Origin of the sequence: Pseudomonas sp. WS 5071 (assembly GCF_012985765.1) — a bacterium.
In the GTDB taxonomy this organism is placed as follows: Bacteria; Pseudomonadota; Gammaproteobacteria; order Pseudomonadales; family Pseudomonadaceae; genus Aquipseudomonas; species Aquipseudomonas lundensis_A.
In genome coordinates, this window is record NZ_JAAQWY010000013.1 from 65741 (window position 1) to 86488 (window position 20748).

General features: G+C 56.1%; 13 protein-coding genes. 8 read left to right on the top strand and 5 right to left on the bottom strand.

Annotation, left to right across the window (positions count from 1 at the left end; translation table 11 throughout):
• Positions 1-29: 29 nt before the first annotated feature.
• Positions 30-776, top strand: coding sequence for a precorrin-4 C(11)-methyltransferase (cobM, locus tag HBN61_RS10275; RefSeq protein ID WP_094994516.1), 747 nt, complete (start codon positions 30-32; stop codon positions 774-776).
• Positions 777-869: 93 nt separating this feature from the next.
• Here cobM and nfuA read toward each other — a convergent pair whose 3' ends face one another.
• Together nfuA and HBN61_RS10285 are read right to left on the bottom strand one after the other, a co-directional pair.
• Positions 870-1454 carry a Fe-S biogenesis protein NfuA gene (nfuA, locus tag HBN61_RS10280; protein WP_094994517.1) on the bottom strand — a complete coding sequence of 195 codons (585 nt, stop codon included), beginning with the start codon at positions 1452-1454 and terminating at the stop codon, positions 870-872.
• Positions 1455-1564: 110 nt separating this feature from the next.
• Entirely contained in the window at positions 1565-3862 is a 2298-nt protein-coding gene (locus HBN61_RS10285) for a fatty acid cis/trans isomerase (RefSeq protein ID WP_170046698.1), read from the bottom strand.
• Between the two features lie 153 nt (positions 3863-4015).
• On the opposite strand from HBN61_RS10285, the gene metH reads away from it, so the two are divergent.
• Together metH and HBN61_RS10295 are read left to right on the top strand one after the other, a co-directional pair.
• A complete protein-coding gene (gene metH / locus HBN61_RS10290; RefSeq protein WP_170046699.1) occupies positions 4016-7726 on the top strand; it encodes a methionine synthase in 3711 nt (1236 codons plus the stop codon).
• Between the two features lie 163 nt (positions 7727-7889).
• Entirely contained in the window at positions 7890-8102 is a 213-nt protein-coding gene (locus HBN61_RS10295; RefSeq protein ID WP_170046700.1) for a DUF2970 domain-containing protein, read from the top strand.
• Here the strand turns inward: HBN61_RS10295 and HBN61_RS10300 are convergent.
• Positions 8084-9190, bottom strand: a complete 1107-nt coding sequence (locus HBN61_RS10300) for an ABC transporter substrate-binding protein (RefSeq protein WP_170046701.1) — start codon at positions 9188-9190, stop codon at positions 8084-8086. The genes HBN61_RS10295 and HBN61_RS10300 overlap by 19 nt on opposite strands.
• A gap of 482 nt (positions 9191-9672) precedes the next feature.
• Between HBN61_RS10300 and HBN61_RS10305 the strand changes: the two genes are divergently transcribed.
• Positions 9673-11331, top strand: a complete 1659-nt coding sequence (locus tag HBN61_RS10305) for a nitrite/sulfite reductase (RefSeq protein WP_094994522.1) — start codon at positions 9673-9675, stop codon at positions 11329-11331.
• On the top strand, positions 11315-11809 hold the full coding sequence (locus HBN61_RS10310; protein ID WP_094994523.1) for a DUF934 domain-containing protein: 495 nt from the start codon (positions 11315-11317) through the stop codon (positions 11807-11809). Before HBN61_RS10305 ends, HBN61_RS10310 begins: the two co-directional genes overlap by 17 nt.
• 50 nt (positions 11810-11859) lie before the next feature.
• Here HBN61_RS10310 and HBN61_RS10315 read toward each other — a convergent pair whose 3' ends face one another.
• The gene (locus HBN61_RS10315; RefSeq protein WP_170046702.1) at positions 11860-16977 is read right to left on the bottom strand and encodes an NEL-type E3 ubiquitin ligase domain-containing protein; all 5118 of its coding nucleotides are present in this window, start codon (positions 16975-16977) and stop codon (positions 11860-11862) included.
• Between the two features lie 169 nt (positions 16978-17146).
• Positions 17147-18169 (bottom strand): protease SohB, encoded by a 1023-nt coding sequence (sohB, locus tag HBN61_RS10320; RefSeq protein ID WP_094992877.1) that lies wholly within the window; start codon positions 18167-18169, stop codon positions 17147-17149.
• A 206-nt stretch (positions 18170-18375) separates the two neighbouring features.
• Here sohB and HBN61_RS10325 point away from each other — a divergent pair, with 206 nt between their 5' ends.
• From HBN61_RS10325 to HBN61_RS10335, 3 genes are all read left to right on the top strand, one after another.
• Positions 18376-19089: a histidine phosphatase family protein gene (locus tag HBN61_RS10325; RefSeq protein ID WP_094992878.1), complete on the top strand. Its 714-nt coding sequence runs from the start codon at positions 18376-18378 to the stop codon at positions 19087-19089.
• Between the two features lie 55 nt (positions 19090-19144).
• Positions 19145-19459 carry an SCP2 sterol-binding domain-containing protein gene (locus HBN61_RS10330; protein ID WP_047274420.1) on the top strand — a complete coding sequence of 105 codons (315 nt, stop codon included), beginning with the start codon at positions 19145-19147 and terminating at the stop codon, positions 19457-19459.
• Positions 19460-19659: 200 nt separating this feature from the next.
• On the top strand, positions 19660-20727 hold the full coding sequence (locus tag HBN61_RS10335) for a phosphotransferase family protein (RefSeq protein ID WP_170046703.1): 1068 nt from the start codon (positions 19660-19662) through the stop codon (positions 20725-20727).
• Positions 20728-20748: the final 21 nt, after the last annotated feature.

Below are 20748 nucleotides of genomic sequence, written 5' to 3' on the forward strand. Positions count from 1 at the left end.
CTCTGTTTTGTATCGTTCAAGAGACTGCCATGACTGTTTATTTCATCGGGGCCGGCCCCGGCGATCCAGAGCTGATCACGGTCAAAGGCCAGCGCCTGATCCGCAGCTGTCCGGTGATCATTTATGCCGGTTCACTGGTGCCCGCCGCAGTGCTGGAAGGCCATCAGGCCGAACGGGTGATTAATAGCGCCCAGTTGCATCTGGAACAAATCATCGCGCACATCACCGCTGCCGACGCTCAAGGCCAGGACGTGGCCCGCGTGCATTCAGGCGACCCCAGCCTGTATGGCGCAATCGGCGAGCAAATCCGCTGCCTGCGGGCGCTGGGCATTGCGTTTGAAATCATCCCAGGGGTCACGGCGACCGCCGCCTGCGCCGCTCTGCTGGAAGCCGAACTGACGTTGCCAGACATCTCGCAGACGGTGATTCTGACCCGATACGCGGAAAAAACCGTGATGCCTGCAGGCGAAGAGCTGGCGAGTCTGGCCAGCCATAAAGCAACCATGGCCATTCACCTGGGGGTTAAAAACCTGGACAGCATCGTGGCCGAGCTGACCCCGCATTACGGCAGTGACTGCCCGATTGCGGTGATCCACCGTGCCAGTTGGCCTGATCAAGATGCAGTCACCGGCACCCTCGCTGACATTGTGCAGCGGGTTCAAGCCAAAGGGTTCAGGCGCACGGCATTGATTCTGGTCGGTCGTGTGCTGGCCAACGACAGCTTCAGCGAGTCTTCGCTTTACCGGGCTGGGCACGCGCACGTGTATCGCCCCTGACAGTCGCCCGCGTAAAACACAGGCATAAAAAAACGGTGCTCACGGGGCACCGTTTTTTATGCTGCTCGCAGCGAACACCTTGCGACTGTTAACTCAGTAGTAGGCGTTTTCTTTCTGCGAGTGATCGGTCACGTCACGCACACCCTTGAGCTCGGGAATACGCTCCAGCAACGTGCGTTCGATACCTTCGCGCAGCGTCACGTCGGCCTGGCCGCATCCCTGACAACCGCCGCCGAACTTGAGGACCGCAATACCGTCTTCAACCACTTCAATCAGGCTGACCTGACCGCCGTGACTGGCCAGGCCGGGATTGATCTCGGTTTGCAGGTAGTAATTGATGCGCTCGTTGATCGGGCTGTCAGCGTTGACCATGGGCACTTTGGCGTTGGGCGCCTTGATGGTCAGTTGGCCGCCCATGCGATCGGTCGCGTAGTCCACCACGGCGTCTTCAAGAAACGGCTCGCTGACCGAATCGATCCAGGCGGTGAAGCTTTTCAGGCCCAGGGCGGTATCTTCAGGTTTGACTTCGTCTGGCTTGCAATACGCAATGCAGGTTTCAGCGTATTGCGTACCCGGTTGGGTGATGAAGACGCGGATGCCGATACCCGTGGTGTTCTGCTTGGACAGCAGATCAGCCAGGTAATCGTGGGCGGCGTCGGTAATCGTTATGGCGCTCATGGAATCTCCTCGCAGACATGGGGCGCAGTTTACGCCAATCGGCGCGCCTGACAAAGTCCTAGTATTTTTGTCAGGAAAGCCACACCCCATGTGGGTGAAACAAATGACCCTTACAGGTTCTCGTAGCGGTTCATGTCCAGCACGCCGGCCTCTACCGGATCGGTTTCGTTGATGTATTCGCCGATGTCATGAAAGTACGCCCAAAATTGCGGATGACTGCGGCGAATCCCCCAGCGCTGGACGATGGCATCAAACGAGGCTTGATCCTGGCTTTTCTCCATCGCAACGACAAACGCCTCAACCTCACCGGCCGGGATGTTGAACATGAAGTTCGGATAACTGCTAAGCACACCCGGGTAGATCGTCAGCGTGTCCAGCCCAGGCTGCAGGCGATATTCCTCACCCAGCATAAACGCCACATTGGTGTGCGCGCGATTGCGCAACAGGCTGTACATCTCACGCGTGCCATCAGCACTTTCGATGCGCAGCATACTGGCTTCGGGCAGTCGATTGATAACGGGCAACCCGGCTGCGGGGCGCGACGTCAGGCGGCTGAGCGATTGCTCCGCATACTGGAAGGCCTGAGCAATGTTGGGCCGCGAACAGTAGGCTCCCGAACAACGGTTAATCGGGTCAGGCCGTGCGTTGAGGGTTCCGGTGCGCTCAATCAGCTTGAGGGCAAAATCGCGTTTCGGGTCTGCCGGGTCGAGCTTCATGCCCGTCGCAGTGCCGGTGTCGATCTTCCGATAATCCATCCACATCTTGAGCTTGCCACTGTTCTGATACCAGTCGCCCAAAATGGCCGCACGCGAATCAGCTGGCATCAGACGCAGGAAGTTAACCTCGGCGCCGTTACGGATCAGGTCAAAGTACAGGCGCGTCTGCGCCTGGTGCGAGACGTTACCGAACACATCAAAGTTGACCGCCAGTTGATAGTAGGTGCGTTCCAGTAGCGGGTAGTCGAAAAGCCACAAGGTCTGCGGGACTTCACCGATCAACCCTTTGCTGACACTGGCACTGTCGAAGTGACGGAAGATGGTCAGCAGCGCGTTGTCATTTCCTGCCCACAAGGTCGACCAGCTTGGCGGCGGCATTTCAGCGTATGCACTTTGGCGCAACTCTTCATACTCATTACGTTTGTCGCGGTAGTTGTGCCACAGCGAGATGATGCTGCCCACGTCGTCGATCTGACCTGGCATCGCCAGCAACGGCGTGGCTTTGCCGCGGTAAACGGCGTCAGTCACGTAGCGATCACGGGCAGGTTCCTGGAACACGGCCCAGAAGTTGTCGCGAATCACGTCCGTGGCAATCTGGCCGCGGCAGACAGGCCCGCGAATAAAGGTGCGCACAAAGTATTCGGCGTTATCCAGCATGAACTGGTAACGGGCGACGGCAGGGATGGCTTCAAAGGTCTCGAACGGGTTGGCACGCCCTCGTGGCCCATACCCCGGTAGCTTGGCCGCATGCCAGTCACCGCTGTAAAACAGTTGTTTGACCCGCTCCAGCTTGCGCTGCCCCATAGGATAGGTGATGTGTGTTTTGTGAACGATCACCCCCTGGACCGGCATGATCCGGTAATAAAAGGTGGTGCCCGGGTCGTCGTTGGGGCGCCGCGTAGCGATCAGGTCAATCGGCTGCCCGCTGGGCGTACGCGAACGCACCCACTGGAAGTAATGCCCCGGCACGCCGTTGTCGAAATAGGCATGGGCCAGGAACAAATGCTCATACAACCAGCGAGCGACCAGGGCTTCGGTGGAGCCCGGGCGATTGAGCAACTCTTCCCATTCGGCGATCTGAGTGGCTTCAATTGCCGTCGGCTGAATGGCATGTTGATCGACCGGCGCGCCCTGCGCTAACCAGGTCTGCACCGTTATGTATTGCTGATCGGTCAGGCCAGTGACGGCTAACGGCATGCCTTCCTTGGGATGTTTTTGCGCGTAATTGTTGAACTCGCCGGGTGCCGGGCAACTGTTTTCACGGTTGAGCCCCAGCACGATCTCTTCAGGCAGTTTGGCGTTTGGCGTCAACGGAGCGCTGTGGCCCAGTTCCAGCATGCGCGCCATGAGTGCCGCTTGTGCGCCCTGGGCGTCCAGCACGGAGTAAAAACCTTTATTGCGCCACTCTTGCGGGCCCTTGGCGTCGTAGAAAATCCGTGTTGGCGCCACAGCAGTGGTCCGATCACCCTGATAGACAGGTACTTTGCTCGCCCCCCGGGTTGCGCCCTCCGCGCTCCCCAGGTTGAGCTGGCAGGCCGCATCGTTACAGGCGTGGCAAGCGACGCACTTTTCGGTAAGGATCGGCTGGATATCCCGGGTGTATGAAATAGCCGGGCTAACGAGCGGGGTTTGGCCCAACGCTGTACTGCACACCACCAGCGTCACGGCGCCGGTGAGTAGGCGAAAAAACATGTGCCATTGTCCTGATATTAAAAATTGTCGCGATTCTACCCGTCGAAGACTCGCCTCAACATGAATGAAATTCATGAAAAATGGCGAACGATCAAATCCCACGCAGGTTTGTTATGCTTTGCCATCTTTTGCATGGCTCTAACAGGTAGTCCTATGTCTGACCGCAGCGCTCGTCTCCAAGCACTTCAGCACGCCCTCAAAGAGCGCATTCTGATTCTCGATGGCGGCATGGGCACTATGATCCAAAGCTACCGTCTAGAGGAACACGACTATCGTGGCACACGCTTTGCCGACTGGCCGAGTGACGTAAAGGGCAATAACGACCTGCTGGTCATCACTCGCCCGGATGTCATCGGTTCGATTGAGAAAGCGTACCTGGATGCCGGTGCCGACATTCTCGAAACCAACACCTTCAACGCCACTCAAGTCTCCCAGGCTGACTACGGCATGCAGGCACTTGCCTACGAACTCAACGTAGAAGGTGCTCGGCTGGCGCGCAAGGTGGCCGATGCCAAAACGCTTGAAACGCCGGACAAACCGCGTTTCGTGGCGGGCGTGTTGGGCCCGACCAGCCGTACTTGCTCGTTGTCGCCGGATGTCAACAACCCCGGCTACCGCAACGTGACCTTCGATGAATTGGTCGAAAACTACACCGAGGCCACCAAGGGCTTGATCGAGGGTGGCGCGGACCTGATCCTGATCGAGACCATTTTCGACACGCTTAACGCCAAGGCAGCAATCTTCGCCGTGCAAGGCGTGTTCGAAACGTTGGGCATCGAGTTGCCGATCATGATTTCCGGCACCATTACCGACGCCTCCGGCCGCACCCTGTCTGGCCAGACCACCGAAGCCTTCTGGAACTCGGTGAGTCATGCCAAGCCGATTTCGGTGGGCTTGAACTGCGCGCTGGGTGCCAGCGAGTTGCGCCCGTACCTTGAAGAGCTGTCGAACAAAGCCAGCACCTACGTCTCGGCACACCCTAACGCCGGTCTGCCGAATGAGTTCGGGGAATACGACGAACTGCCCGCGCAGACGGCCAAGGTGATTGAAGAGTTCGCCCAAAGCGGCTTTTTGAATATTGTCGGCGGCTGCTGCGGCACCACGCCGGGCCATATCGAGGCCATCGCCAAGGCAGTGGCCGGTTACGCACCGCGCCAGATCCCCGACATTCCCAAGGCGTGCCGCCTGTCAGGCCTTGAGCCGTTTACCATTGACCGCAGCTCGCTGTTCGTCAACGTAGGCGAACGCACCAACATCACCGGTTCGGCGCGCTTTGCCCGGCTGATCCGTGAAGACAACTACACCGAAGCCCTGGAAGTGGCCCTGCAACAAGTTGAAGCCGGTGCGCAAATCATCGACATCAACATGGACGAAGGCATGCTGGATTCGAAGAAGGCCATGGTGACCTTCCTCAACCTCATCGCTGGCGAACCGGACATCTCCCGCGTGCCGATCATGATTGACTCTTCCAAATGGGAGGTCATCGAAGCAGGGCTCAAGTGCATACAGGGCAAAGGCATCGTCAACTCGATCAGCATGAAAGAAGGCGTCGAGCAGTTTATTCACCACGCCAAACTGTGTAAGCGCTATGGCGCAGCGGTGGTGGTGATGGCGTTCGACGAAGCCGGCCAGGCCGACACCGAAGCGCGCAAGAAAGAAATCTGCAAACGCTCCTACGACATTCTGGTGAATGATGTTGGCTTCCCGCCGGAAGACATCATCTTCGACCCGAACATCTTCGCCGTGGCCACCGGCATTGAAGAGCACAACAACTACGCAGTGGACTTCATCAACGCCTGCGCCTACATCCGTGACGAACTGCCGTATGCCCTGACGTCGGGGGGCGTGTCGAACGTGTCCTTCTCGTTCCGCGGCAACAACCCGGTACGCGAGGCGATCCATTCGGTGTTCCTGCTGTACGCCATTCGGGCGGGCCTGACCATGGGCATCGTCAATGCCGGGCAACTGGAAATCTACGACCAGATCCCGACCGAACTGCGTGACGCCGTTGAAGACGTCGTGCTCAACCGCACCCCTGACGCCACCGACAACCTGCTGGCAATCGCGGACAAGTACAAAGGCGACGGCAGTGTCAAAGAAGCCGAAACCGAAGAGTGGCGCGGCTGGGACGTCAACAAGCGGCTTGAGCATGCATTGGTTAAAGGCATCACCACCCACATTGTCGAGGACACCGAAGAGTCGCGCCTGTCATTCAAGCGTCCGATTGAGGTCATCGAAGGCCCGCTGATGTCGGGCATGAACATCGTTGGCGACCTGTTCGGTGCAGGCAAAATGTTCCTGCCGCAGGTGGTCAAGTCTGCCCGCGTCATGAAACAGGCCGTGGCGCACCTGATCCCGTTCATTGAACTGGAGAAAGGCGACAAACCGGAAGCCAAGGGCAAGATCCTGATGGCCACCGTCAAGGGTGATGTGCACGACATTGGCAAGAACATCGTCGGCGTGGTGCTGGGCTGCAACGGCTATGACATCGTCGACCTCGGCGTGATGGTGCCTGCCGAGAAAATCCTGCAAGTGGCCAAAGAGCAAAAGTGCGACATCATCGGTTTGTCCGGCCTGATCACACCGTCGCTGGATGAAATGGTCCACGTCGCGCGTGAAATGCAACGTCAGGACTTCCACTTGCCCCTGATGATCGGCGGCGCGACCACCTCCAAGGCGCACACTGCGGTCAAGATCGAACCCAAGTACCAGAACGACGCCGTGATTTATGTCACCGACGCCTCCCGTGCCGTGGGTGTGGCCACGCAGTTGCTGTCCAAAGAACTGAAAGCCGGCTTCGTCAGCAAGACCCGCGACGAGTACATCGAGGTCCGCGAGCGCACCGCCAACCGCAGTGCGCGCACCGAGCGCCTGAGCTATGCCGCGTCCATAGCCAAAAAGCCGCAGTTCGACTGGGCCGGATACCAGCCGGTGAAACCGACGTTTACCGGCGCCAAGGTATTGGACAACATCGACCTCAACGTACTGGCCGAATACATCGACTGGACACCGTTCTTCATTTCCTGGGATCTGGCAGGTAAATTCCCGCGCATTCTGACAGACGAGGTCGTGGGCGAAGCCGCCACCGCGCTGTACGCCGATGCTCAGGAAATGCTCAAGAAACTGATCGATGAAAAACTCATCAGCGCCCGTGCCGTCTTCGGCTTCTGGCCGGCCAATCAGGTAAACGATGATGACCTGGAGTTGTATGACGAAAACGGCCAGCCATTGGCCACACTGCACCACTTGCGCCAGCAAATCATCAAGACCGATGGCAAGCCCAACTTCTCCTTGGCCGACTTTGTGGCGCCTAAAGACAGTGGCGTGACCGATTACGTGGGCGGCTTTATCACCACGGCTGGGATTGGCGCAGAAGAAGTGGCCAAGGCTTATCAGGACGCTGGCGACGACTACAACTCAATCATGGTCAAGGCCCTGGCCGATCGCCTGGCCGAAGCCTGCGCCGAATGGCTGCACCAACAGGTGCGGACCCATTACTGGGGTTACGCCAAGGACGAGCAACTGAGCAATGACGCGCTGATCAAAGAGCAATACAGCGGCATCCGCCCTGCCCCTGGCTACCCGGCTTGCCCGGATCACACGGAAAAGGCCACGTTGTTCAAATTGCTTGATCCTGAAGCCGAAGAAATGCGGGCGGGCAAAAGCGGCGTGTTCCTGACTGAGCACTACGCCATGTTCCCGGCTGCGGCTGTCAGCGGCTGGTACTTCGCACACCCGCAGGCGCAATACTTCGCCGTGGGCAAGGTCGACAAAGACCAGATCGACAGTTACACCGCGCGTAAAGGTCAGGACCTGGCCGTTACGGAACGCTGGTTGGCGCCGAACCTGGGTTACGACAACTGAAGCTGAAAAGCCTCCCGCTGGTCCCGGTGTTGCCACTTATACAGTGGCAACACCGCGGCTGAGTGTCAGAGCGCTCCTGTAACACATGCGTATCGCGCCCTCGCCTGTCGAGGTTTGACTATCCTCAAGACAGTGACCTTCCTCTCTGGAGCTTGAGGTGCTTATGAACGATCCGCAAAAGCCACCGTCCTTTTGGCAAGTGCTGCACAGCGTGATGGCTGCCGCATTTGGCGTACAAAGCTCGAAAAACAGGGCTCGCGATTTCACCCACGGCAAACCCGGTCAGTTCTTGCTGTTGGGCTTGCTGTTTACCGGAGTATTTGCGTTGACGTTGTTCGCAATCGTCAAACTGGTGCTTCATTTTGCCGGGGGCTGAGGCATTTGCAGCAGGCTATCGAGCGAGAACGGGTATCGATAATTCGCGGGTTTACCCTGCGCAGAGAACGACGTGAAGCGCAGGTTGAATGCCTGGCTACGTATAACCTTGAGCAAGGTTGCCGCTTGTTCGGCATTGAGCAACTGCAACACCGGAACTTGCCGATCTCGCCCACCGAAGCGTTTGAAATCAACGCCTTTGCTGTCATCACTCAACAACACCATCGCCCAGCCTCCAAGGGTGAAATGGCCTGCCACCAAAGCGCTGAGACGCCCGCTGATCCGCGATTCGAGGGCAGCAACAGAGCTGTTGACCGCGCTGAACAGGATATCGCGGCCCGGGGCGTGCCCGGCTTCCTGCGCCGCCCGCATGGCCCCGAACGCCATTTCATCATTGGCGCTCCACACCAGCGCCGTGTCGGGGTAACGTTTGAACAACTGCTGAGCCTGCTCATACGCGCGCTGCTCGTTCCACTCGCCATACACCATCTGTCGCAAGCGCACGTGAGGATGTTCATTCAGCGCACGCTGCATGCCCTTTTCCCGCCAGCGAGAAGCAGGGGTGTTTTTGACCCCGGAAAAAGCCAGCAGATCCACCGTTTTCCCAGGCGCTATAGGCCCATGCTGACGAATCAACTCGTTCAGCATCAGATAACCGCCCTCTTCATCATTGGTCACCATGCTGCCAAGCCAGCCCGAGTAACGGGCGCCATCTGCCTCCATTAACTGGGCCTGCTCATGGGTCAGGCCATTATTGACGATGAACAGCTTCACGCCGCTGCCGTGGGACAGGCGCAAGATTTGCGGGGCAACGTATTGTTCATTAACGAAGACCAGGTAATCGGGCCTGTGGGGGCCTTGTAAAGCTGCCCGCGCTTGCTCGATGGCTTTTTGTGGGGATCGCTGTGCGTATTGGACCTCAAGCTGCATGCCCAGGCTGTTGGCTGCCGCTTGCATAAAGTCAGAATAACTGACCCAAAAGGTCTCATCCGCAAGACCGGGGTTGATAAACAGCACGTTGGCGCCCTGCACCGCCATGGAAAATGGCAGGGTCAGGATGATCAGGCATTGACTGAAAGCTTTGAGCATTGACACCTGTCCCAGGAAATTGAGCCTCATCATAACTGGCACAATACCATCAGGCATCTGGCTAACGCTGCTGTTTCAGTGCGGCCAGAAAAGCCACAACGTCAGTTACCTGCGCGCGAAGCTTTAATTATTGGTGACTCACCCAAAACACCGCAGTGCCCACCACCAAAATGATCATGAAAAGAATGGCCCATGCATCAACCTTGCTATCACTTTTACGTGCCTTGACTGGAGTGCTCATCGCATCGCCTTTTTTCAGTTTTATGGGTGAATGCTTGAAGACGTCCTGTCAGTTAAGTCCAGCAATCCCCACAAGACAAGTAAGTGATTGAGAATCAGCCTCTTATAGTCTTTTTGGTTCTTTCCATATGCTTAAACAGCACTTTTGCGCATAACTACAAACTGGTATCGTTCCTCGCTCCGTGGGGAGTGCGCGGCCGTGCGCGCAGATAAGCTGTTAGCAGCCTGAGAACAGGACCTATATGTACGTATATGACGAGTACGATCAGCGGATCATTGAGGACCGCGTCAAGCAGTTCCGTGATCAGACCCGACGCTACCTGGCAGGTGAGCTGAGCGAAGAAGAATTCCGCCCCCTGCGCCTGCAAAATGGCCTGTATGTTCAGCGTTTTGCCCCGATGCTGCGGGTTGCAGTGCCCTATGGCCAACTGACTTCGCGCCAGGCGCGGATGATGGCCAAGATTGCCCGGGACTACGACAAGGGCTATGCCCACATCAGTACCCGCCAGAACGTGCAGTTCAACTGGCCTGCGCTGGAAGACGTGCCGGATATTCTGGAAGAACTGGCCACTGTGCAGATGCACGCCATCCAGACCAGTGGCAACTGCCTGCGTAACGTGACCACCGACCAGTTTGCCGGCGTTGCCGCCGACGAGTTGATCGACTCCCGCCCGTGGTGTGAAATCGTGCGTCAGTGGACGACTTTCCACCCGGAATTCGCCTATTTGCCGCGCAAGTTCAAGATCGCAATCAACGGGTCAGCTTCTGACCGCGCCGCCATTGAAGTACACGATATCGGCCTTGAGCCCGTGTTCAATGAAGCCGGTGAATTGGGCTTCCGTGTACTGGTTGGTGGCGGCTTGGGCCGTACCCCGGTGGTAGGCGCATTCATTAATGAATTTCTACCGTGGCAAGACTTGCTGAGCTACCTTGAGTCCATCCTGCGGGTCTACAACCGCTATGGCCGTCGGGACAACAAGTACAAGGCACGCATCAAGATTCTGGTCAAAGCCCTCACCCCTGAAGTCTTTGCGCAACGCGTCGAGGCCGAAATGGTGCACCTACGGGGTGGCTCGACCACGCTGACCGAAGCTGAAGTTCACCGTATCGCCAAGCATTTCGTCGACCCGGACTACAAAGATTTGCCAGATTTCAGCGCCGAACTGGCTGAACTCGACAAGCAGCATCCCGGTTTTGCCCGCTGGCGTACCCGCAATACCCTCGCCCATAAAAAGCCGGGTTATGTGGCTGTCACGCTGTCGCTCAAACCTACTGGCGTTGCGCCGGGTGATGTGACTGACAAGCAGTGGGACGCCATTGCTGACATGGCCGACCGCTACAGCTTCGGCCAACTGCGCACCTCTCACGAACAAAACATCATTCTGGCCGATGTCGAAGAGCGCCAGTTGTTCACCATGTGGGGCGAGTTGCGCGAGCACGGTTTTGCCACACCGAATATCGGCCTGCTGACCGACATGATTTGCTGCCCCGGCGGCGATTTCTGCTCGCTGGCCAACGCCAAATCCATCCCGATTGCCGAATCCATCCAGCGCCGCTTTGAGGACCTGGACTACCTGTTCGACATCGGTGAGCTGGACCTCAACATCTCAGGTTGCATGAACGCCTGTGGTCACCACCACGTCGGCCACATCGGCATCCTGGGTGTTGATAAAAAAGGCGCCGAGTTTTATCAGGTGTCGCTGGGGGGCAGTGCCAGCCGTGATGCCAGCCTGGGTAAAATCCTCGGCCCTTCGTTCGCTCAGGACGACATGCCGGATGTAATTGAAAAGCTGATCGACGTCTACGTTGAAAAACGGACCGAAGACGAGCGCTTCATCGACACCTATCAACGTATTGGCATCGATCCCTTCAAGGAGCGCGTCTATGCAGCGAATCATTAAGAATAACGAAGTTATCGACGAAACCTGGCACTTGCTGCCCAAGGACGCAAGCTTCGATGGCATCCCCAACTGCGATGATCTGATCGTGCCGCTGGCCCTGTGGCGCGAGCATGCTCATGCACTTAAAGCCCGTGATGGCGGTTTGGGCGTGTGGCTGGACAGCGACGAAGAGGCAGAAGAAATCGGCGAAGACGTGGACAGCTTTCAGGTCATTGCCCTGAACTTCCCTGCCTTCACCGACGGCCGCAGCTACTCCAATGCTCGTTTGCTGCGCGATCGCTATGGTTATACAGGTGAATTGCGAGCCATCGGGGATGTGTTACGTGATCAGCTTTTCTACCTGCACCGCTGTGGCTTCGATGCATTCGCCATACGGGCCGATAAAGACCCCTATGAAGCACTGCAAGGCCTGAAAGACTTTAGCGTCACCTATCAAGCGTCCGCTGACGAGCCTCAGCCTCTTTTCCGACGGCGCTGATTCTGTACTGGCTCCAGGGGTGTGAATGACCTGGAGCCAGCCTCAGACCCTCATTCCGGGGCAGGCTGCAGAACCACCTTGAATTGCGGATTCTCCGTGATCTCTTCCTCGGTCAGGCGTGTCACCAACTCCAGTCTGGCGTGCTCGCGCTCAGTAACAACCGCCTCCACTTGCGCCACGTAGTCGTGATCTGACATCGACTCGCGTGCGGCGAACAGTGCGCCCATACGTTCGTCTTGAACCTCATCGGATCGAATGAAGGCGTCCGGGTATTTAAAACGTAAAAAATTTTGCCAGTAGTCTCGTGCAATCAACGATGCCTTCAAGGCATCGGGGGTTTCCTGGTCAATGACATAGCGCTTGCCTGCTTCGAGCTCTGCTGGGGTTACACGGGCCACGTTCTCAAAAATCATGCTGTGCGGCCTTGATGGCAACCCCAAGGCTTGCGCCAAGTGCACCTGGTAATACATCTGCACCTGCAACTGATCGATGAGCGCAAGGTGATTACGCAGCCAGCGAGGGCTGAGTATTTCCGCCAACTCAAGCGCTTCAGGAGTGCCCAACCGATAGGCAATGCCTTGACACTCTTGCGCCGACATTTCACTCAAAGGACTTTCAGCGAAATTCGGGCTCACCACATCGATCAGCCGCTGTAAACGCTGCACGGCAGACACGGGTTGCGCACTGATATGAGCAATACGTTGCGCAATCACTGTGTCCACATGAGCATTGAGCGTTTCCATGCGAAATAACCCGCGGGTTAATTCCATCAATTGCTCTTCGGTGTTAAGGCCGTTCTCAGCGTTGTAGATTTGAAATCGCAGTTCCAGGTCAGCAAAGACCATGGCAATCCCGTCTACGCAGGTTCTGGGGTGGCTGCTTATTTCAAACAGCCGGACACGCAAGCCGTAGCTTTCGTGCATGGCATTGATCAGCGTCCACACGCGCCCACTTAAGTCCTCATAGTTATGGATAAACTGAGCTGATTCACTTAAATCTTCAAGCACCCGAAAAAAATCTTCTGCATTGTCTTCAGCGCGCAACGCATTCCAGACCGCTGTCTGCTCTGCAGACGGGATGCTGGCCCAATGCAGGATGCCGCCATGGGTAGTAACATGCTGGCGCGAGACCCAAATGCCAAAGTTTATGCCCTGCTCCTGTCGATATAGATAGAGACGACGCAGCGAATCCGTATCAAGCGGGTTATCGTGCAAGAACGTCACGTTATTGATCGCATTGCGCTCAGGCGATAACACTTCGGGAGGAACATGACTGATCGCGTTATCGCGTAGATCGACAACTTGTAAACGGGTCAGTCTTTCAAGCCCTTCAGGCCACTGCTCGATCCCCGTGTACCGCATGTGTAAATGTTCAAGTTCAGCCAGTTGCCCCACTGACAGTCGCCTGCCTAAGGTGTTACCTGTCAGGTTCAAGGACTGCAACTTGGTTAGCTTTTTCAAGGTTTCTTGCGTGGCCGCGGTCAACAGGATCCGGTTGCCCTGAAGGTTTAATGTGCGCAATTCTGTCATCTCGCCAACCGTGGGAGGCAATTCAGAGAACGCATTGTTTCTGAGCATCAAAACCCTTAGTTGCTTGAACTTTTTCAGAAACGCTTCTGACAACCGAGAAGTGGTCGAATGGCTCAGGTTCAGCGTATGAATATGTGGAAAATCCGCGCTCAACTCCGGCAAGGTATCAACAGGCCAGGCATCGAGGTCCAGTTCATACCCCTGAAAGCCTGCTATCCGGCTACTGGGTGATTGGCGGCGCCAAGCGCGGATCACCGCCCTGCGCATGGATTTTTTAACCTGGATGGACAGCTTGAATCTGGGCCGGTCTGCGGGCGTGCACCAGACGTCTGAGGCGACCCATGCGTCCAGTTCCGTGCGCAGGTTATCCAGCTCTGCCTTAAGACCGACCAACGCTCTGGCAAGTTGTGCAGCGTTCATCTTTAAACGCACCAAAAAATGCCCGGCTTCCGCGTCAGTCATCAGGGGGTACAGCTCAATTAACTGATCCTTGAGTATCAGGGGGCTGCTTTCAGGCAATAACCGACCGGCGCGACCACCCAGCGGATACCCCAAGCGCCCGTCCGCAAGCCTTAAAGGTGACTTTATCCAAGGTTTTATGGTGTGCATTCCCAAGGCCTTTGCACTTTGGGAACGCTGTTGAACAGCGATCGTCGCCAGGTTGGCTACAAACGCCTCATAGGTATCAGAGGGTAGCCTTAATGCCGATCGCTCCGTTTCGGATAACGTGTGGTAAAGGCATTTTAATAAAGAGGTATTGGTGAACGATTGTGGTCTGCCAAAACCAAAGTATTCGTACACATTGCCGTTTTTGAAGATTTCGCGCGTGCGCACATGAGGGCTGGAACCGCGGCCAAAACTGGCGAGTTCTTGATCGGTGATCTTATGACGCACGATCACTCGAAGTGCCGGAGGCCAACCGGGCATCAATGCAGTAATGTGCGATGCAATCTTCAAAGAATCTTCAGTCACATGCGACTCAAATAATAAGCCTTCAATGGCCCGACTGATGCGTACCGACTGAACATAATGCCGAGCCTCTTCCAACACCACCAACGGCAAGTGATTACTGCGCTGGATCAAATCCAGGTGTTCAGCACTTAGATGGCCGACCAACTCTTCAATCACGGTGGCCGGTAAGCTGGGGAACTGTTTTTTTATCAGTGTGCCAATAGCAGAAACTTGCTCAGTTTCAGTGTAAAGACTGAGCAGCAATGATTGTTGAGTGGTCTGCGCATAGGCACCTAATGTTTGAGCCAGCACCTCAACCTGCTCTTGCTCTCCGACGACCTCCCGGCCTAGCAATTGAGTGATCTGATTTTGCGACAGGCAATCCAGGGTTACTTTCAACAAATCTCTATGGGCAATTTGTGCTTCGGTGACTTGCAGCCTCGGTATCCTTGAGACCAGATCGTTTCCATACTCCCTGAAGAGCACGCCATTATTCTCCACAACACGTAACACCCGATCAGCCGGCCAGCCCGGCAACTGCGTCAGCAACCTCAGCTGCAAGTCCGCGTCTGCATCAAATCGGCTGTTGCCATTCTTCATCCTGGCTACGAATGTTTCTATTTTTTCAATCAGGGTGGCACGCTTGATGCCGTCCACCCATAACGCGGGGGTGGGAAGATGCTCCAACACGACGTGCCGTAACTGCGCATCCGACAGGCCTGAGAGGGTCATGACTTTATCCAGGGTCTGCGCGGATAACGCTTGAGCGTCTGGCCCCATGCGTTTAAGTAACTGTGCACGTTCCCAATGCAGCGGTTTATCCAGTTCGTGGGTCCAGATACCCGTGTTGTTATGGCTCAACTTGACCTTGTAGGCCCCTGCGTCTGTCGGGTGCTTCAAATAATACGTACGTGTCTGTGTGTCTGTCCCTACGCCATACACGTGATCATCGAGGGTAATAAAGAGCTGGCCGTCTTTTTTATAAATACCGCGCTGGTCAGGTGTCATGCCCTGCAGGGAAGTATGTTTGAATTCATACCCAGTAATATCAGGCTTCCATAACTTGCTGACACCCCGCTCCACCTTCACCGGAATCATGGCTTCCACATGGGCCGCAGGCGTCAACGCCTTGACCGCGCCCCATGTCCCCGCCTGCAACGCTACGTTCTGTGCAACATCAAACAGGTAATTGACGGCGCTCATCCTGTCATCGTTTTCCCAGGCCTGGATGCCCTTATACACTTCCTCGCCTAACTCAATGACACTCACCGCCAACAGGACCTGACCCACTATGGGCACAAACCCCAGCGCCAGACCCAAGAGGCTCATGCCCAGGTTCAGGTACATGGCCTGACGCTCAAGACGGGTCTGTTTGTCTTCATCTTCCGTTGAAACCACTAGCAGGCTGGCGTCGTCTTTTATTTGCGCCAACTGTTGTAACCAGGCCACTTCAAATGGGTTTTCAGCTTTGGGGTTGTATTGCGAGAGGGTAAATAACGCCGGCTCATAAATAATCGGTGGCCGTCTCAACAGTAACGAGTCCCACCTGGCGTGTTTGATATGGGTACGTCGTATAAACTCGGCCCGATGGCGCAACGGTACACGCTGGACAAAATAGTCGGCAAAGCGCGGGTTTTTCAACCACTCACGCAAGTGGGCCTGGAACGCAGCAAAGGTTTCAAACTCATAAAAGCAACGGCCTGGCGCCTGTGGCAAATACACCACACACGGCTGAACGTGGGTTCGAGCTTTACGTTTGGGCAGAAATACCATCACCCCCGTCACTTCAAATTCAAGGATCTGGAACGTGGCGCAGCTGGCAGCCCCGGTCGTGAAGACAGAGGGTTGTGCGACCAGCAGGTCGTCCATAAAACGATAGGCGTCAGGGCTCAAATACCCTTTCATGAAAGCAAGGTGCAGAGCGCAGGCAAACTCGTACCGGATATTTTCAGTGAAGGCCTCTTTGATTTGAAACGCTCTGGACCGTGGATCGCTGTTCGGCCACTCATTCTCGACAGGGGTTAATTGCCTGTCGAGGTGCAGTTGATATTGAAGTCCCAAGTTAAGATCACGGCAAATCTGGGCAAATTTTTCCGGCGTCAAAGTGCTGTTGGGAACCTCCGCCTTGTCCGGTCCCAATGAATAAACACAGGAACCCGCATCAAAGCCGCCAACGGCCGTCTCGGAATGTTCAAAGTTCTGCATGGCCGCTTGCAATAAATTTAGGTGAGACGTACTGGCGACCAAATTAAGTTCCAGGGACTCTGGAATCATTGACTCAGGCAATAAGGTACGGGCGGCCGAATCCACCAGTTTGATGTGCTGGCGGGCAATAAAAATCAATAAGTTATTAACCAGGTGAACCTGCTTTAACGCATTACTCTTGACGTCAAGCCTTCCCCAGCCATATGCCGCCAATGCCATTTTTAAGAGCGGTTCGCAGAATTGTTCTATCGGCTGAACATTGGCCACTATCTGCGACGTTATTTTCTGCGATTCATGCAGGCGCGACATGCTCTCTTTCAACACATTGCGCAGTGATTCCGGAGCGCGCAAAAACCAACGTGGTAACAACGTAGCAACAAGGGCTTCATATTTATTATTGACCGGGGCTTGGGCCAGAACGTTTGCCGTGTGCGTCACCTGCCTTACAGCGTTGGAAGGGTTATAGCCATTTAAGGGTGCCATGAATAAAGCCCGTCTTCTAAGGAGAAGACCAGCTTAATCTCGGGCGTTAAAATCCATGGACTACATAGTTACGACCTGCTGCAGGTGAGGACAGTCCCTTTCCCAGTGCATACAACACGTGGGTCAGGAAGTCTGCTGCACACAGACGCGCAGCAGACTTGATGCACACTTACCAAAAACGTTTTTGCGTCACACGTGACCATAACGAATCAACGACCCGCTCGACTGAGGAACTGGCTGCCAGCCCGACACGTTCTTGCAGACTTTTGCGTTGGGCAAAATGCAAGTGATAGAGCTGCGCGCCTTTGGCACGTTCAGACAAATACTCATCGCTGGTTTTCAATTCGTCGACCAGGCGCTTTTCAACGGCTGCAACCCCCAGCCATACCTCACCTGTGGCAACTTCATCGATTGCCAATTGCGGGCGATACTGCGCGACGAAGTTCTTGAACAATTGATGGGTGATATCCAAATCCTGCTGAAACTTTTCACGCCCTTTTTCAGTGTTTTCGCCAAAGACAGTCAACGTGCGCTTGTATTCGCCAGCGGTCAGTACTTCGTAATCAATGTCATGCTTTTTTAGCAGCCGATTGACGTTAGGTAACTGTGCGACCACACCGATCGAACCCAGAATGGCGAAAGGTGCGCTGATAATTTTCGCCCCAATGCAAGCCATCATGTAGCCACCACTGGCGGCCACTTTATCGATACACACGGTCAACGGAATGCCCGCCTGACGAATCCGCGCCAACTGGGAAGACGCCAGACCATAGCTGTGTACCATGCCGCCGCCACTTTCCAGCCGCAGCACCACCTCATCGGCCGGGGTAGCCAGGGTCAGCAACGCGGTGATCTCGTGGCGCAGGCTTTCAGTGGCAGAGGCCTTGATATCGCCATCGAAGTCGAGGACGAACACACGCGGCTTCTCATCGGGCTGTTTCTTCAGCTTCTTGTCGGCCTTGCTGCTCTCCTTGCGCAACGTTTTCAACTGATCCTTGGTCAACAGTGACTGTTCCAGACGCTCGCGCAAACCTTTGTAAAAATCGTTCAACCGGGTGACCTGCAATTGACCCGTCAACCGGCGACGTCCCTTGCTGCGCAAGGCCGCCAACGTGACCAGCACGACCACAATTGCAACCACTAATGTCACGGTTTTAGCCAGAAAGCTGGCGTAATCGGCAAGAAATTCCACAGACACTCCTTCAAACGATGCCACCCTGGACGTCCGGGTGGCGTAATGACGACCAGCATACCGGCGCCAACCTGCAGCTGCCAGCCGTGAAACACCGCGTGGACACGTGCCGGACGCAATTCAAACAAGCGTATGTTTTTTCATTGACAGCTCCCCGCCTTGCTCCTAACCTCGCCTGACTTTCAACGTACCGGGATAAAGCGGACGTGGGCAGCATCTATCTAATAAGACATGGCCAAGCCTCTTTCGGCGCTGATAACTACGACGTGTTGTCGCCACTGGGTGTGCGCCAGGCACAAATCGTCGGTCAGCACTTGGTTGACCTGGGCCTGCGCTTTGACCGTTGCCTGTCCGGCGACCTATCCCGCCAGCAAGACACCGCTCGCCACGCCCTGCAGCAATTCAGCGCAGCCGGGCTATCCGCCCCCGCACTGGAAGTTGACCCGGCGTTCAATGAGTTCGATGCGTTCGGCGTGCTCAGTGCGCTGCTACCCGGTTTGTTGCCGGATGAGCCCGATGCCGTTGCAGCGATGACCCATGCGGCCGAAGACCCGGCCGAGTTCCAGCGGATTTTTGATCTGATTGTGGCGCGCTGGCTCAGCGGAACCTGGGACACCCCGGAGCTCGAAAGCTGGCTGGCCTTTGTCGAGCGCGTACAAGGCGGGCTCAACCGGTTGCTGGAGCACGCCGAGGCCGGGCAGCACAACATTGCCGTGTTCACTTCCGGCGGCACCATCACCGCCCTGCTCCACGTACTGACCCGAATTCCCGCCAACGAGGCCTTCAAGCTCACTTGGCACATTGCGAATACCTCGCTCAGCCGCCTCACGTTTCAAGGCCGCGAGGTCACACTGGCTTCCTTCAACAGTCACCTGCATTTGCAACTGTTGAAGACGCCGTCACTCATCACCTATCGTTGAGCGCCGGCAACCGCGACCTACGGGTCGCCGTAACCCACCACAAAAGGATCGAACCATGACGTCTGTAGCTGATGCCGTTCAAGCAATGAAAGCCAAATTCAACCCAGCCGCTGCTGCCGGTCTGGACCTGGTATTCGGCTTTCGCATTGATGACACCAAGAACTTCTCGCTGATCGTCAAAGACAGCACCTGCGAACTGAAGGAAGGCGAAAACCCGGACGCACAAGTCACCCTGGTGATGGACGGCGAAACCCTGGAAGGCATCGTTAGCGGCGAAACCGACGGCATGCAAGCGTTCATGGGCGGCAAACTGCGCGCTGAAGGCGACATGATGCTGGCAATGAAGCTGAGCGAACTGTTCCCGAGCTAAGTTTCGCGCACGACAAAAAACCGAAGCCCACGCAGCTTCGGTTTTTTTTGGCCGCAAGGTTGGGGCTGCGCGCTATCAGACACGCTGATTGGCCATTAACACCCACGTCTATTAAGGCCGTTCACGACTTGTTGTCGGTCGGCAGGCTCATTAGATTAGCGAATGTTGTCAGGCCGCAAATATAAGCAGAAGAGATAGCTATGGCGCTCACCGACTCGTCCACCCGTATCCGTTCTGGCGAAGAACTTAACGCCAGCCAGATTGACCCGTTTCTCAAGGCCCATATTCCCGGGTTGAGCGGCGAGCCCACCGTCAGCCAGTTTCCCGGTGGCGCGTCCAACCTGACGTACCTGATCGAATACCCGGGCATGGAGCTGGTGCTGCGGCGTCCACCGTTCGGTCACAAGGCCAAGTCTGCCCATGATATGGGCCGGGAGTTCCGCATTCTCAATCACCTCAAGGATGCCTTCCCCTATTGCCCCAAAGCCTATGCCCATTGCACCGACGCGTCGCTGATCGGCAGTGAGTTCTATGTCATGCAACGGGTCAAAGGGATCATCTTGCGCGCGCAGCTGCCCCCAGAACTCAACCTCACGGCCGACCAGACCGGTACGCTGTGCCGCAGCTTCATCGACACCCTGGTCGAGCTGCACAAGGTGGATTACACCGCTTGCGGCCTGGCTGACCTGGGCAAGCCTGAAGGCTACGTGCAACGCCAGATCAGCGGCTGGTGCGACCGTTATGACAAGGCGCTGACCCCGGATGCGCCGCACTGGGAAACCGTCAAGGCGTGGCTCAAGGCCCACCTGCCGCCGGATCACCCGACGCCTGCCATCGTTCACAACGACTACCGCTTCGACAACGTCATTCTCGACCCGCATAACCCGATGCAGATCATTGGCGTGCTGGATTGGGAACTCACCACCCTCGGCGACCCGCTGATGGACTTGGGCAACACCCTCGCCTACTGGATCGAAGCCAACGATCCCCCTGCGCTGCAACGCATGCGACGTCAACCCAGCCATGCGCCGGGGATGTTGACGCGCCGTAAGTTCGTCGATTACTACGCAGAACGCTCAGGCATTCAGATCGACAACTACGATTTCTACTACACCTACGGGTTATTCCGTCTGGCGGGCATCGTGCAACAAATCTATTACCGCTTCTACCACGGCCAGACACAGGACAAACGCTTTGCCCAGTTCGTCCATATGAACGCCTTGCTGGAACACATGAGCCTCAAGGTCATCGACCAGTCCAGCCTTTAAGCCCATTCGCACGAGGATTCC